This window comes from Blautia sp. An81, from assembly GCF_002161285.1.
Classification (GTDB): Bacteria; Bacillota; Clostridia; order Lachnospirales; family Lachnospiraceae; genus Blautia; species Blautia ornithocaccae.
Genome location: NZ_NFHH01000036.1, coordinates 1 through 14542, shown reverse-complemented (window position 1 = coordinate 14542; position 14542 = coordinate 1). Strand labels below are relative to the sequence as shown.

The window sequence follows — 14542 nt, the reverse complement described above, 5'->3', positions numbered from 1 at the left end:
GGAGTGATTGAAATGGCTAAGAACAAAATCCAGCGCATTGACCAGGAGATTGCCAAGGTCCGCGAGAAGATCGCGGAGTACCAGGACAAGCTGAAAACCCTGGAGGCGCAGAAAACCGAGGCGGAGAACCTGGAAATCGTTCAGATGGTGCGCGCCCTGCGGCTGACCCCGGAGCAGCTGAACGCCATGCTCTCCGGTGGTACGGTCCCTGGCATGGCCGCTGCCTCCGCCAACTACAACGAACAGGAGGATACCGACCATGAAGAATAAGAAAATTTTCAAAACCCTTTCGGCCCTCTGCGCCGCCCTGGTGCTGATGATGGGCCTTTCCGTGACTGCCTTTGCCCAGGGAACGGAAGAACTTCCGGCGGAGGATGCCACCAACGACAGCAATGTGGTCGTGGAGGAAACCGAGGACAGTCCGGCCCTGACCCCGGATGGCAACGCCGCCCTGGTGGATGATTTCGGCGACAACAAGCAGCTCATCACCGTCACCACCAAGGCAGGCAACTACTTCTACATCCTCATTGACCGGGCCAACGAGGACAAGGAAACCGCTGTCCACTTCTTAAACCAGGTGGACGAGGCGGACCTGATGGCGCTGATGGAGGACGGTCAGACCACCCAGGAGCAGCCCGCCACCTGTACCTGTACGGAGAAATGTGTGGCCGGTGCGGTGAATACGGCCTGCCCGGTGTGTGCCACCAATATGAGCGCCTGCACGGGTAAGGAGCCGGAACCGGAGACCCCGGAAGAAACCCCGGAACCGGAAGAACCGGCGCAGAAACCCGCAGGACTGAATCCGGCCATTCTTTTGGCGGTGCTGGCTCTGATGGGTGGCGGCGGCGCTTTTGCCTACTTTAAGCTGGTAAAAAGCAGACCCAAGACCAAGGGCAACGACAATTTGGACGATTATGACTACGGCGAGGATGATACCGATCAGGAGGACGAGGACTCCTGGGAGACCGAGGAATCTGACGAGCCGGACGCTGACGGGGGCGGCGACGAGGAAAGCGAGGACAAGACGGTTTGACCCGCTTCACCGACAGCCCCTATGAACGCATGATGACACGCAGGCCGGAGGGCGGGAAGGAAACTTCCCGTCCTCCTACTTTATCTCCCGGCCACCCCTGTTATGGCTGCGGAAATTACCGTGACGGTCAGCCCTGCGTGGGATTCTGCCACCGGCAGCTGACCGCATGGCTGCGGGAAAGGAGGATGAAAAACCATGAAGCTGGTGATCGCTGAGAAACCGTCCGTTGCCCAAAGTCTGGCCGCCGTGATTGGGGCCACCGCCCGCAAGGACGGCTATCTGGCGGGTCAGCTGGTGTGTGGGCCATCTGGCTGGTCTGGCCGACGCCGACGCTTATAACCCGGACTACGCCAAGTGGCGCTATGACGATCTGCCCATTCTGCCGGAACCCTGGCAGATGGTGGTGAGCAAGGACAAGAAGAAACAGTTTGATGTGCTGAAGCAGCTGATGAACGCCCCGGATGTGACCGAAGTGGTAAACGCCTGCGACGCCGGACGCGAGGGGGAGCTGATCTTCCGCAGCGTCTATGAGCTGGCGGGCTGCCAGAAGCCCATGAAGCGGCTCTGGATTTCCTCAATGGAGGATTCCGCCATCCGGGAGGGCTTTGCAAACCTGCGCCCCGGTGCAGACTATGACGGCCTGCGGGATGCGGCCCTCTGCCGCGCCAAAGCGGACTGGCTGGTGGGTATCAATGCCACCCGGCTGTTTTCCGTGCTGTACCACCGGACCCTCAACATCGGACGTGTCATGTCCCCGACGCTGGCCCTCATTGTCCAGCGAGAAGCCGAGATCGACACCTTCAAGCCGGTGCCATTCTACACGGTCACACTGGAGCTGCCCGGTTTCACCGTTTCCGGGGAGCGCATGGCAGACAAGGCTGCCGCCCAACAGCTGAAAACGGCCTGCCAAGGTGCGGCTGCCACAGTGAAAAAAGTGGGGCGCAAAAACAAATCCGAGAAGCCGCCCGCCCTCTATGACCTGACCACCCTCCAACGGGACGCCAACCGGCTGCTGGGGTTCACCGCCCAGCAAACCCTGGACTACCTGCAAAATTTGTATGAAAAGAAGCTCTGTACCTACCCTCGGACGGACAGCCGCTATCTGACTTCGGATATGGCGGCGAGTCTACCGGAGCTGGTCCAGCTCACTGCCGGGGCGATGCCCTTTTCCAATGGCATGGAGATTGCCTGCAATGCCGCCCAGATTGTCAACGACAAGAAAGTGACCGACCATCATGCAGTGATCCCTACCCGCAACCTCCAGGGCGCGGACCTGTCCGGCCTGCCGGTGGGCGAAAAGGCGGTGCTGGAGTTGGTGGCTCTGCGCCTGCTGTGCGCCGTGGCCCAGCCCTATACCTTTGCGGAAACCGCCGTTGTTGTCGAGTGCGCCGGAGCGGAGTTTACTGCCAAAGGCCGCACAGTGAAAAATTACGGCTGGCGGGCGCTGGACGCTGCCTATCGCGCAGGGCTGAAGAATGTGGAGCAGGACAAAGAACCCGAGGACAAGGCTCTGCCTGAGCTGTCTGAAGGTCAGACGCTGCCCCTTTCTGGTGCTACCGTCAAGGAGGGCAAGACCACCCCGCCCAAGCACTTCACCGAAGATACGCTACTCTCCGCAATGGAGACTGCCGGGAAGGACGATATGCCGGAGGATGCCGAGCGCAAGGGCCTGGGGACCCCGGCCACCCGCGCCGGGATTCTGGAAAAGCTGGTTTCCACCGGCTTTTTGGAGCGCAAAAAGAGCAAGAAAACCGTGCAGCTCATGCCATCCCATGACGCGGTATCCCTTATCACCGTGTTGCCGGAGCAGCTGCAATCGCCCCTTCTGACTGCTGAGTGGGAGTACCGGCTGGGTGAGATCGAGCGTGGCGAGCTGGCCCCGGAGGATTTCATGGCTGGGATTAGTGCCATGCTCAAAGAACTTGTGGGAACCTATCAAGCTATCAAGGGAACGGAGTATTTGTTCAGCCCTTCCCACGAAGTGGTGGGCAAATGCCCCCGCTGTGGCGGAGAGGTTGCAGAAATGCAAAAAGGCTTCTTCTGTCAGACAGAATCTTGCAAATTTGCAATTTGGAAAAACAACAAGTGGTGGGAGATGAAGCACAAGCAACCTACCAAAGCCATCGTAACGGCACTGCTCAAAGATGGCCGCGCTCATGTGAGGGGCTTGTACTCCGAGAAAACCGGCAAGACCTACGATGCCACTGTGGTGTTGGCGGATGATGGGCAGTACGCCAACTTCAAGCTGGAGTTTGACCAGCAGAAAGGTGGCAAACGATGAAGCTCTCACGCTATGAACAGGAAACCATCATCCTCTACAACCAGGCCGAAGCCACCGCCGAGGTCTATACCCATGACCCCCGGCTGCTGGAGAAGCTGCGGCGACTGGCAGAGAAATACCCGGACCAGATTGTGAAAAAGGACCGCCAGACCTTTCTCGTTCCCAAACGCTGTGTGTCCGTCCGGGAACCTTACAGCGCCGAGCGCCGTAAGGCAGCCAGTGAACTGGCCAAGGCTGCCGGATACAGGCCGCCCACCCCCAAGAAAGGCAATGAGTAAGCATGGCTGAAAGTGTCTTTGAGGCTGTCAAGCAGTCCATCACCGTCCGAGAAGCAGCGCAGATGTACGGAATCGAGGTCAACCGGAGCGGCATGGCCTGTTGTCCCTTCCACGATGACAAAAATCCCAGCATGAAGCTGAACGAGGAATATTTTTATTGCTTTGGCTGCGGAGCCACCGGCGATGTGATTGACTTCACAGCGAGGCTCTACAATCTGTCCCCCAAAGAGGCCGCCGAGAAGCTGGCCCAGGATTTTGGCCTGGCTTATGACAGTCAGGCCCCTCCCCGGCGACGCCATGTCCGCCAGAAATCCGAGGCGCAGAAATTCAAGGAGGACCGAGACCATGCCTTTCGTGTCCTGGCCGACTACTTTCATTTGCTCCGCAAGTGGGAAACGGACTACACACCCAAAACACCGGAGGAAAATCCACATCCCCGATTCATGGAGGCAATCCAGAAAAAGGACTATGTGGGCTATCTGCTGGATTTTTTTCTGGAGAACAGCCCGGAGGAGCAAAAGCTGTGGATTGCCGAACATCAATCAGAAATAGCCAAATTGGAAAGGAGAGTGAAATTCATGGCTGATAAGACCACCAATCGAGAACGGTTACAAGAGATCACAGCGGGCATTGAACAGGGTATCAAGGAACTGTTTGAGAGCGAGAAGTATATGCGCTATCTGTCCGTCATGTCCAAGTTCCACCGCTACTCCGTCAACAACACCATGCTCATCTATATGCAGCGCCCGGACGCCACCCTGGTGGCCGGGTTCAACAAGTGGAAAAATCAGTTTGAGCGCCATGTGAAAAAGGGTGAGCATGGTATCACCATCATTGCCCCCACGCCCTACAAAAAGAAGATCGAGGAAATGAAGCGCGACCCGGATACTCATGCACCCATCCTGGACGCGGATGGCAAGGCGGTCATGGAGGAAAAAGAAATTGAAATCCCCATGTTCCGTCCGGTGAAGGTGTTCGATGTGAGCCAGACGGACGGAAAGCCCCTGCCAGAGCTGGCCTCCAGCCTGTCCGGGACGGTGCCGCACTATGAGGCTTTCATGGAAGCTCTGCGCCGCTCGGCTCCGGTTCCCATCGAGTTTGAGCCGATGGCCGAGAACATGGACGGCTATTTCTCCTCTGACCAGCAGCGGATCGCCATCCGGGAAGGCATGAGCGAGGTGCAGACTGTTTCCGCCGCTGTCCATGAGACCGCGCACAGTAAGCTCCACGACCCCAAAAAGTACGAAGCGGAGCCGACCTGGAAGATCGTGATGGTGAGCGAGGGCGGCACCAAGCATGACTTCCGTCTGGACTTCGCCACCGAAGCAGAGGCGGAACAGGCCGCCGCCGAGGAAGGCTGGCGCTATGTGGACGAGAATCGGTTTGAGTGGCGGTTGGAAGTGGAGGAAGATCTGACGGCGGTGAAACAGGCCGCCAAGAACCGCAACACCGAGGAAGTGGAGGCCGAGAGCATTTCTTATGCGGTTTGCCAGTATTTCGGCATCCAGACCGGCGAGAACAGTTTTGGCTACATCGCTTCCTGGTCGAAGGACAAGGAGCTGAAGGAGCTGCGGGCCAGTCTGGAGACCATCAACAAGACTTCCTGCGAGCTGATTAACGACATCGAGCGCAACTACAAGGAAATCTGCAAGGAGCGCGGCATTGACCTGACTGCCGCCACGGAACCGCAGCAGGACTCTATCGAGCAGCTGGCAGCAGACATCGACCAGTTCACTTTCGATTATGACCCTTATGAGTATCGGAACAATGCAGATAGCCGTGAGGACGCACTGCACGAACTGACTGCCACACTCCGAAGCGGAGATGCCAGCGGTGTACGCGAATGGCTCCAGAATATCGTGAACGAGGATGAACCGGATGAAACCACCCAAAAAGCTGCCGAGCTTATGGGACGCTTGGATCAGCTGGTGCCGATGACTGAACCGGAACAGCTGACCGAGCCGGAAAATACCGAAAGTGTCCAGCCCAGCGCCGAGTACCGGGAGGCCCTGTTGGTGCTGGATGATACCAGCTACCTTCATGTTCAGCCCTGCGACACCGGCTGGGACTACACGCTCTACGATGTGGCAACCATGAAGCAGATGGACGGCGGCCAGTTGGACGGGCCGGATATGGGCCGTTCCACAGCGGTTAGCCATATCTGCGAGGACCTGGGGATGGGCGGCAAGTCCATCAAGTATGCGCCGCTGTCCATGATCGAGACTTTGCAGGAGGCGGCTTACCACCAGATGCAGGAACAGGTCAGCCAGCAGACCACAGAAGCTGCCGCCACCCAGCTGCCGGATGCCCAGGAGCAGGCGTTGGACGAGTATCCCATGCCGGACCCGGCACTGACTCAGGATGATCTGGAGAAATGCGGCTACCTGGACGGTGACCTTCTGCCCCTCTCCAAAGAGCGAGCCTATGAGCTGATGGAGCGAGACCTGACCGTTTATATCGTCCAGGAGGGTGAAAACCCGGAAATGGCCTTTGACACTGCCGACCTGGACGCCCATGACGGTATCTTTGCTGTGTCCCGCGAGGAATGGGAGCAAAGCCCGGACTTTCACGAAAAAGTTTTGGAACGACAGGATCGGCAGTTGGAACGGGAACAGGCGTTTCTTTCCCATGAGGGAAATTGTTTTGCTATTTATCAGGTGAGCAAGGATGACCCGCAGAATGTGCGTTTTATGAATCTGGATTGGCTGCAATCGCACAATCTGTCCGTAGAGCGGAGTAACTATGACCTTATCTATACCGCCCCTCTGGACGGTTCCGGCAGCACTATGGAGCAGCTGGAAAGGCTGTATGAGCAGTTCAATCTGCAAAAGCCGGTGGATTTTCACAGCCCGTCTATGAGCGTCAGTGACATCGTTGCCATCAAGCAGAATGGTCAGGTATCCTGTCATTACTGCGACAGTGTTGGTTTCACCCAGGTGCAAGGTTTCTTGCCGGAAAATTCGCTGAGAAATGCGGAAATGACGGTGGAAGATGATTACGGCATGATCGACGGTATCATCAATAACGGCCCAAAGGAGCCGACAGTGGCCCAGCTGGAACAACAGGCCCGCAGTGGTCAGCCCATTTCTCTTATGGACTTGGCAGCAGCCGTCCATCGAGAGGAACGGGAAAAGAAAAAGTCCGTAATGGAGCAGCTGAAAAGCCAGCCCAAGACGGAACACAAAAAGACAGCGCAAAAAAAGAGCGCGGAAAGGGAGCTTTGATATGAACAACTTCACCTTTGAGGAAACGAACCTTCTTTGCATCTACAACACCGGCAGCCGCACCGGGCTGATCGACGCTCTGACGGAGATGCGCGGTGAGCTTTCGCCGGAGGAAGCCGAGCTGCGGGAACTGACGGACAGCGCCCTGGGTAAACTCCAAGCTATGAACGACACCGAGTTTGCCGAACTGGAGCTGTACCCAGATTTCGACGAGTAAAAAACACACATAAAGACCTGATGGGACGGCCTGATATGCCGTCCCATTTCTATTCAACATGAAGGGAGGACAGAAAACCATGCCATCCAAAGCTGAATTTTACCGGCAGATGGCCGAACAGGTATCGACCCAGCTTGTAGGCAGCTGGAAGGAGTGGACGGCTTTTCTCACCACCGCCGCCCGCCTTTATAAATACCCATTCCACGAGCAAATGATGATTTACGCCCAGCGCCCGGATGCCACCGCCTGCGCCGAGTATGACCTGTGGAATGAAAAAATGGGACGGTATGTGCGCCGTGGCTCCAAGGGTATTGCCCTGGTGGACGATTCCGGCGACAAGCTTCGCCTGCGCTATGTGTTCGATATTTCCGATACCGGCACCCGTGAACATTCCCGTACACCCTGGTTGTGGCAGCTGGAAGAACAGCACATTGGGCCTGTGTCGGCCATGCTGGAGCAAAACTACGGCGTTGCCGGTGACAATCTCGCCCAGCAGCTCACGGATGTAGCCGGAAAGCTGGCGAGTGAGTATTGGGACGATCATCAGAGAGATTTCCGCTATATCGTTGACGGTTCGTTCCTGGCGGAGTACGATGATTACAACATCGAAGTCCAATTTAAGTCCGCCGCCACCGTCAGTATCGCCTATGCCCTGATGTCTCGCTGTGGGCTGGATACGGAACAATATTTCCAGCATGAGGACTTCATGCCGATTTTCGATTTCAATACCCCGGCCACGGTTGGGGCGTTGGGCGCGGCGGTCAGCCAGATTAACCAGCAGGTTTTGCGGCAGATCGGCGTCACCATCCAGATCTATGAGCGCGAGCAACTCGCGGAAAGGAGCGTTACACATGGAGAACAGCCTGACTTACACGATGAACGGAGATTATCAGATTCCCGACCTGAAGCTGACCGAACAGCCGGAGAAGCCCCTGGGCAAGTACGGCAGGATGCGGAAAGCGTACCTGAAGGAACACCGGCCCCTGATTTACAATCAGCTGCTGCTGACCGAGAAGCTGTACCCGCACCTCATCGAGATCGACGAGACAGCGCAGAGCCGTCTGGAGCAGATGATGCCCCAGCTGGCGAAAGACGCGGGCGCGACGGAGCAGCTGAAAGCCAGCGACCCGATGCGCTGGGTGGGCCTGATGAACACCTGCAAAGCACAGGCCGAGGAGATTCTGATGGCGGAGCTTATTCACAGCTGAGTTTCTTCCTCTCCGAAGCAGAACAAATCAGAATCATAGATGAAGCAGAGAATGTGAAAACATCCTCTGCTTTTTCTTTTGCCCAGGCTGACATCGACCATGTGCTGCGGCTGGGCGGCAACACCTATCGCCAGAGAGAGCGCATTGTCGCGGCCTTTGAGGAGCAGAAGTCCACCACCGAGATCGCAGACACCCTGAAAACCCTGTACCATGGCGGCAACGGGATTGGCAGCATCACTGCATGGTATGCCGAGGATGGAATCCATCTTTCCCACGGCAAAACTGCCCGTTACGATAAGTCCGCCCAGGTCATTTCCTGGGAGAGTGCCGCTGAGCGTATCGGCCAGCTTTTGCAGGACGGCCAGTTTGCCACCAATGTGGAGCTGGCTGAGGCTGCGGGCTATGAACGCTCCCTCCTCGCGGAAAAGTTCTGGAATCTGTACCACGATTTCAGCGAGGAAGCCAGAGAAGCTGGGTATCTGCCCATCCTTTCCAACAATCCGGGGCGCGGTTTCCCGGAGGAATCTGCATGGCTCACCGAACAGCTGAAAAGCCCGGAGTTTCGCCAGAACCTTGCGGAAGAATATGCTGCCTTCTGGACGGCCTACCAGCAGGATCGGGATTTGCTGCGCTTCCACTACCATAAACCCAAAGAAATTTGGGAGAACCTGCAAGATCTGTCCTTGCCTCGCACCACCTTTACCTCTCAGTTGACGGAAGTACCTTCGGTCAAGCAGTTTATCTCTGAGGACGAGATCGACGCCGCCATGACCAGAGGCAGCGGATTTGAGGGCGGTAAGGGCCGAGTTTTCACCTTTTTCCAGGAACCCCATACGGATAAGGAAAAGGTGGATTTTCTCAAACATAAGTATGGTATTGGCGGTCACTCCCATGCCCTGTCCGGTGCAATGAAAAGCGATGAAAGCCACGACGGAAAAGGTCTGCACTACAAAAAAGACGGCTGCCCGGATGTGCATTTCACCTGGGAGAAAGTCGCCAAACGGATTACCGACCTGATCCAGAAGGGACGCTATCTCACAGAACAGGAACAGGCGGAGTATGACAAAATCCAGGCAGAAAAGGCCCTGGCGGAAGAAGATGCCCTGCAAGCCCAGCAGCCGGACCCGGCTGTGTGGGAATACAACGGCGTCAAGGAGCGCCACCCGGATGATATAATCCTCTACCAAATGGGGGATTTTTTTGAGCTGTACGGTGAGGACGCCAAAACTGCTGCTGCGGAACTGGACCTCAATCTCACGACCCGCGCTATCCCCGGCGGTGGCCGTGTGGAAATGTGCGGCTTTCCGGCAAACCGGCTGGAGCAGGTTGTGGAACAGCTGCGGGATAAGCATGATGTGACCATTTCCGCTGTCCCGAAGGGCGGCAGGGAGCGGCAGGAGTATTCCATGCCCTCTATCGACCATGAGGCGGAACAGCACATCAATGCCCAGGAAGCGGAGTTTGGCGCAGACGGGACCAGAGTATTTCAGGAGACCGAAGCAGCCGCAGCCCCTACGATTCGAGAACTGCATGAGCAATACAAGCCCATTGTACTTGCCGCTGTTATGGAAGATGTGCCATATCGCAATGCCTGCGGTCACAGTGACCATGAGAACGCCGTGATCGAGGGCAATGCCGCTATTCGCCGTGCTGTCCTGGGATCTGGCAACATGGAGCTGCTCCGCCTCTATTCCGACACACCGGAGTTCCGCCAGCGCCTTCATCGAGAAATCATCGACGAGACCTATCCCAAGCTCCATGAGCTGCTGCACCCTCTCACGGACAATGACATCGACAAGGCTATCCAGGACTGGAACGGCAAAATCGAAAGTAAACACGCCGTTGTCCGTTACATGGAGAAACATGGGCGGGAAAAAGATACCGCTGCATGGCTGGCCCATGAGTTTGACGGCGGCGATGGCAAAACCCCGTTTTCGGTTCGCCCGGAAAGCCCCGAAGGAACGGTGCTGCCCTGGCCCAAGGTACAGCGCCGGATCGCTCAGCTTATCAAGGAGGACCGGTTCTACACCGAAGCGGAACAGGACCGGTTCGACAACATCGACCCCATCGCCATTCGGGAGGCTTTGGCCGAGCGCGGCATTGTGAATGGTGAACTGGTGGATGAGGAAAAACTGGATAATGACCCATTCATCCAGCGTGTTATGGCGGATGTGGAGGCCATATCCAGAGAGAGCGTCCCGGCAGATGAGCCGGAACAGCCTTCTCCCCATAATTTGCGTGTTCTGGTTTCAGATGAGGAATACGCTGCGGCTCGTGGCACACTCCGGGAGCGAACCTCCTACGATCCAGCGGTTCCTCCTTACAATGTGGGTGATATTGTCTATCTGGATGACCGGCCCCATCAGATCACAGAGCTGCGGGATGACACGGTGCAGCTGCTGCCCACCGGCATGAGCTATCCCATCTACCGGGCTGAGAGCCGGGAACGGTTTGAGCAGCTTTTGCGGGAGGATAACCGCAACGACTTCTATACCGAATTCCTGCCTGCAAATCTGGATACGGTGGACCAGGACCTTCGGGATGTGCTGGCCCATGGCCTGATTGGTGAGGCGGACAAGGCGGAGCTTTCCGAGCTTCTTCGCAACGGCAAGAGTAACCAGGAGGTAGCCTTGTGGCTGAGCCGGGCCTATCCCAACATCGTGGAAACGATGGAGCTGGAGACCGGCGAGACCGCCGATTACCGCACGATGCCGGAAGGTATCGAGCTGGAAGTGCTGGATGCAGATGAAAAGCGTCTGGCCATGCTGTTCTTCCAGTGGAGCGAGGTTGCGCCTTTGCTGCGCGGGATGTATGCCCGTCAGTTGGACGGTTTTGAGCAGGAACGCCCCGAACCGGCTGCCGAAACCCCGGCCTTCCAAGCCGAGACTGTGGCTGTCTATCCGGGCGATAAGAACAATCTGCCCTATGATGTGGTTGTTCAGACCCTGCGAACCAATGAGCCGGAGCCGCCCACGCCTGCTGTCGAGCCGGAAAAGACTCTGGATGAGGTACTGGACGAACACCCCGTTTCCATTCAGGTAAACGGCGAGTGGCAGACCTTCCCCAATGTCAAAGCTGCCGAGGAAGCCTCTTATGAGGAATACAAGGCCAATCTGCGTCGCACCGCCGAGAATTTCCGTATCACTGACGATCACCTGGGCGAAGGCGGCCCCAAGGCTAAGTTCCAGGCCAATGTCGAGGCAATCAAGCTGCTGAAATACCTGGAGGAAACCACCGAGCAGGCAACGCCGGAACAGCAGAAAATCCTTTCTCGGTATGTGGGCTGGGGCGGCCTTGCCGATGCCTTTGACCCCGACAAGGAAAGCTGGAGCAAGGAATATGCCCAGCTGAAGGAACTGCTGACCCCGGAGGAATACGCTGCTGCCAGAGGTTCCACCCTCAACGCGCACTACACCAGCCCTACGGTCATCAAAGCGATTTACGAGGCTGTGGGCCGCATGGGATTTGAGACCGGCAACATCCTGGAGCCGTCCTGTGGTGTAGGCAATTTCTTCGGTATGCTGCCGGAGGAAATGCGAAACAGCCGTCTTTACGGCGTGGAGCTGGATTCCATCAGCGGGCGTATTGCCCAGCAGCTCTACCCCAAGGCCGACATCACCGTGGCAGGGTTTGAGACCACCGACAGGCGGGATTTCTACGATCTGGCGGTGGGTAATGTACCGTTTGGCCAGTATCAGGTTCGGGATAAAGCCTATGACAAGCTGAATTTCAGCATTCACAACTACTTTTTCGCCAAGGCTCTGGATCAGGTTCGTCCCGGTGGCGTGGTGGCCTTTGTCACCAGCCGCTACACGATGGACGCCAAGGATTCCACCGTGCGCCGGTATCTTGCTCAGCGCGCCGAACTGCTGGGGGCCATCCGTCTGCCCAATGACGCTTTCAAAAAGAACGCAGGTGCCGAGGTCGTTTCGGACATCATCTTCCTGCAAAAGCGTGACCGTCCGTTGGACATCGTGCCGGAGTGGACGCAGACCGGGCAGACCGAGGACGGCTTTGCCATCAACCGCTATTTCCTGGACCACCCGGAAATGGTGCTGGGCCGACAGGAACCGGAAAGCACCGCCCACGGCATGGACTACACCGTGAACCCCATCGAGGGGCTGGAGCTTGCCGATCAGCTGCATGATGCCGTGAAGTACATTCGCGGCACCTACCAGGAGGCCGAGCTGCCGGAGCTGGGCGAGGGCGAAGCCATCGACACTTCTATCCCTGCTGACCCCAATGTGAAAAATTACTCCTACACCGTTGTGGACGGCGATGTGTATTACCGTGAAAACAGCTGTATGGTACGGCCTGACCTGAATGCCACCGCCGAAGCCCGTGTGAAAGGACTGGTGGGTCTGCGAGAATGTGTCCAGCAGCTCATTGATCTGCAAATGGACGCCGCCACACCGGACAGCGCCATCCAGGACAAACAGGCCGAACTGAACCGGCTCTATGACAGCTTCTCTGCAAAATATGGTCTTATCAATGACCGGGCGAACCGGCTGGCCTTTGCTGATGATTCCAGCTACTATCTGCTCTGCGCGCTGGAAGTCATTGACGAGGACGGCAAGCTGGAGCGCAAGGCGGATATGTTCACCAAGCGCACCATCAAGCCCCACAAGGCGGTGGACACTGTGGATACCGCAAGTGAAGCTCTGGCCGTATCAATTTCCGAAAAAGCCTTTGTCGATATGGCGTATATGGCGGAGTTGACCGGCAAGACCGGCGACGAACTGGCCGCCGAGCTAAAAGGCGTGATCTTCCGTGTACCTGGGCAGTTGGAGAAAGACGGCACTCCCCATTATGTAACAGCCGACGAATACCTGTCCGGCAATGTGCGGCGCAAGCTGCGTCAGGCACAGCGGGCCGCACAGCAGGACCCTTCCTTTGCAGTCAATGTGGAGGCCCTTACCGCTGCCCAGCCCAAAGACCTGGATGCGTCGGAGATTGAGGTGCGCCTGGGCGCTACCTGGATCGACAAAGAGTACATCCAGCAGTTTATGTATGAGACCTTCGACACGCCGTTTTATCTCCAGCGCAATATCGAGGTCAACTATTCTTCTTTCACCGCTGAGTGGCAGATCACCGGCAAAAGCTCTGTAAGCCAGAACAATGTGGCAGCCTATACCACCTACGGAACCAGCCGTGCCAATGCCTACAAGATTCTGGAGGACAGCCTGAACCTGCGGGATGTCCGTATCTACGACACCATAGAGGATGCAGACGGCAAAGAGCGCCGGGTGTTGAATGCCAAAGAGACCACCCTGGCCGCCCAAAAGCAGCAAGCGATCCGGGACGCTTTCAAAGACTGGATTTGGAAAGACCCGGACCGCCGCCAAGCTCTGGTCCGCCAGTACAATGAGGAAATGAACTCCACCCGTCCCCGTGAATACGACGGCGGACACATTACTTTCGGTGGTATGAACCCGGCCATCACCTTGCGGGAACACCAGAAAAACGCTATCGCTCATGTGCTGTACGGCGGCAATACGCTGCTGGCACACGAGGTAGGCGCTGGCAAAACCTTTGAAATGGTGGCTGCCGCCATGGAGAGTAAGCGCCTGGGCTTGTGTCAGAAATCCCTCTTTGTGGTGCCGAACCATCTGACCGAACAATGGGCGTCGGAGTTTCTGCGGCTCTATCCTTCCGCCAACATTCTTGTCACCACCAAAAAGGACTTTGAGACCCACAACCGCAAGAAGTTCTGCGCCCGCATTGCCACCGGCGATTATGACGCCATCATCATGGGACACAGCCAGTTTGAGAAAATCCCCATCAGCCGAGAGCGTCAGGAACGGCTCCTTCAGGAGCAGATCGACGAGATCACCGAGGGCATTGCCGAGGTGAAGTACAGCGGCGGTGAGCGTTTCACGGTCAAGCAGTTGGAACGCACCAAGAAGTCCCTGGAAGCCCGGCTGGAGAAATTGCAGGCCGAGAGCCGCAAGGACGATGTGGTAACATTCGAGCAGTTGGGTGTGGACCGCCTGTTCGTCGATGAGGCGCATAACTATAAAAACCTGTTTTTATACACCAAGATGCGGAATGTGGCAGGTCTCTCCACAAGCGATGCCCAAAAGTCCAGCGATATGTTTGCAAAGTGTCGCTATATGGATGAACTGACCGGAAACCGTGGTGTGATTTTCGCCACTGGCACCCCCGTATCGAACAGCATGACCGTGCGCCCGTAAGGGGCTGTAATAATCTTACCTTGAGCAAGTAATAGGGCAAGGTATCAAAGCGGAATAATCCGCACCCTATCGTCACCCGACTTATCCAAAAGGGGAAACCCGATGGG

8 protein-coding genes and 4 pseudogenes are annotated in these 14542 nt (G+C 56.8%); 11 read left to right on the top strand and 1 reads right to left on the bottom strand.

Annotated elements, in window-relative coordinates:
- The first annotated feature begins 12 nt into the window (after nucleotides 1-12).
- The 8 genes and pseudogenes from B5G33_RS19150 (at nucleotide 13) to B5G33_RS19120 (ending at nucleotide 7033) form a co-directional block, all read left to right on the top strand.
- Nucleotides 13-270, top strand: coding sequence for a DUF4315 family protein (locus B5G33_RS19150; protein WP_002588926.1), 258 nt, complete (start codon nucleotides 13-15; stop codon nucleotides 268-270).
- Nucleotides 260-1033: a DUF4366 domain-containing protein gene (locus B5G33_RS19145; RefSeq protein ID WP_002588925.1), complete on the top strand. Its 774-nt coding sequence runs from the start codon at nucleotides 260-262 to the stop codon at nucleotides 1031-1033. The genes B5G33_RS19150 and B5G33_RS19145 overlap by 11 nt, the downstream gene beginning before the upstream one ends.
- A complete protein-coding gene (locus B5G33_RS19140; protein ID WP_038270835.1) occupies nucleotides 1030-1248 on the top strand; it encodes a hypothetical protein in 219 nt (72 codons plus the stop codon). The genes B5G33_RS19145 and B5G33_RS19140 overlap by 4 nt, the downstream gene beginning before the upstream one ends.
- A pseudogene (locus B5G33_RS19135) lies at nucleotides 1229-3314 on the top strand (DNA topoisomerase 3). Before B5G33_RS19140 ends, B5G33_RS19135 begins: the two are co-directional and overlap by 20 nt.
- Nucleotides 3311-3592, top strand: coding sequence for a hypothetical protein (locus B5G33_RS19130; RefSeq protein WP_002588923.1), 282 nt, complete (start codon nucleotides 3311-3313; stop codon nucleotides 3590-3592). The pseudogene B5G33_RS19135 and the gene B5G33_RS19130 overlap by 4 nt, the downstream one beginning before the upstream one ends.
- Before the next feature lie 2 nt (nucleotides 3593-3594).
- Nucleotides 3595-6256, top strand: a pseudogene (locus tag B5G33_RS19125) (LPD16 domain-containing protein); the annotation flags it as partial.
- A gap of 26 nt (nucleotides 6257-6282) precedes the next feature.
- Nucleotides 6283-6816 (top strand): YodL domain-containing protein, encoded by a 534-nt coding sequence (locus tag B5G33_RS22810; protein ID WP_416385621.1) that lies wholly within the window; start codon nucleotides 6283-6285, stop codon nucleotides 6814-6816.
- 1 nt (nucleotide 6817) lies between these two features.
- Entirely contained in the window at nucleotides 6818-7033 is a 216-nt protein-coding gene (locus B5G33_RS19120; RefSeq protein WP_002588921.1) for a transposon-transfer assisting family protein, read from the top strand.
- Nucleotides 7034-7082: 49 nt separating this feature from the next.
- Here B5G33_RS19120 and B5G33_RS22130 read toward each other — a convergent pair whose 3' ends face one another.
- Complete coding sequence (locus tag B5G33_RS22130; RefSeq protein ID WP_072853160.1) at nucleotides 7083-7886, bottom strand: hypothetical protein; 804 nt, start codon at nucleotides 7884-7886, stop codon at nucleotides 7083-7085.
- Between B5G33_RS22130 and B5G33_RS22125 the strand changes: the two genes are divergently transcribed.
- From B5G33_RS22125 to B5G33_RS19115, 3 genes and pseudogenes are all read left to right on the top strand, one after another.
- Nucleotides 7885-8241, top strand: a complete 357-nt coding sequence (locus tag B5G33_RS22125; protein WP_072853158.1) for a TnpV protein — start codon at nucleotides 7885-7887, stop codon at nucleotides 8239-8241. The genes B5G33_RS22130 and B5G33_RS22125 overlap by 2 nt on opposite strands.
- Nucleotides 8242-9008: 767 nt before the next feature.
- Nucleotides 9009-9593, top strand: a pseudogene (locus B5G33_RS22805) (hypothetical protein); the annotation flags it as partial.
- Nucleotides 9594-9749: 156 nt separating this feature from the next.
- A pseudogene (locus tag B5G33_RS19115) lies at nucleotides 9750-14423 on the top strand (DEAD/DEAH box helicase family protein); the annotation flags it as partial.
- Nucleotides 14424-14542 lie beyond the last annotated feature (119 nt).

What these genes read in the sequence shown, in the direction of transcription:
- B5G33_RS19150 (WP_002588926.1), top strand. Translation starts at nt 13, where the DNA reads ATGGCTAAGAACAAAATCCAGCGCATTGACCAGGAGATTGCCAAGGTC.
- B5G33_RS19145 (WP_002588925.1), top strand. Translation starts at nt 260, where the DNA reads ATGAAGAATAAGAAAATTTTCAAAACCCTTTCGGCCCTCTGCGCCGCC.
- B5G33_RS19130 (WP_002588923.1), top strand. Translation starts at nt 3,311, where the DNA reads ATGAAGCTCTCACGCTATGAACAGGAAACCATCATCCTCTACAACCAG.
- B5G33_RS22810 (WP_416385621.1), top strand. Translation starts at nt 6,283, where the DNA reads ATGAATCTGGATTGGCTGCAATCGCACAATCTGTCCGTAGAGCGGAGT.
- B5G33_RS19120 (WP_002588921.1), top strand. Translation starts at nt 6,818, where the DNA reads ATGAACAACTTCACCTTTGAGGAAACGAACCTTCTTTGCATCTACAAC.
- B5G33_RS22125 (WP_072853158.1), top strand. Translation starts at nt 7,885, where the DNA reads ATGGAGAACAGCCTGACTTACACGATGAACGGAGATTATCAGATTCCC.
- B5G33_RS22130 (WP_072853160.1), bottom strand. Translation starts at nt 7,886, where the DNA reads ATGTGTAACGCTCCTTTCCGCGAGTTGCTCGCGCTCATAGATCTGGAT.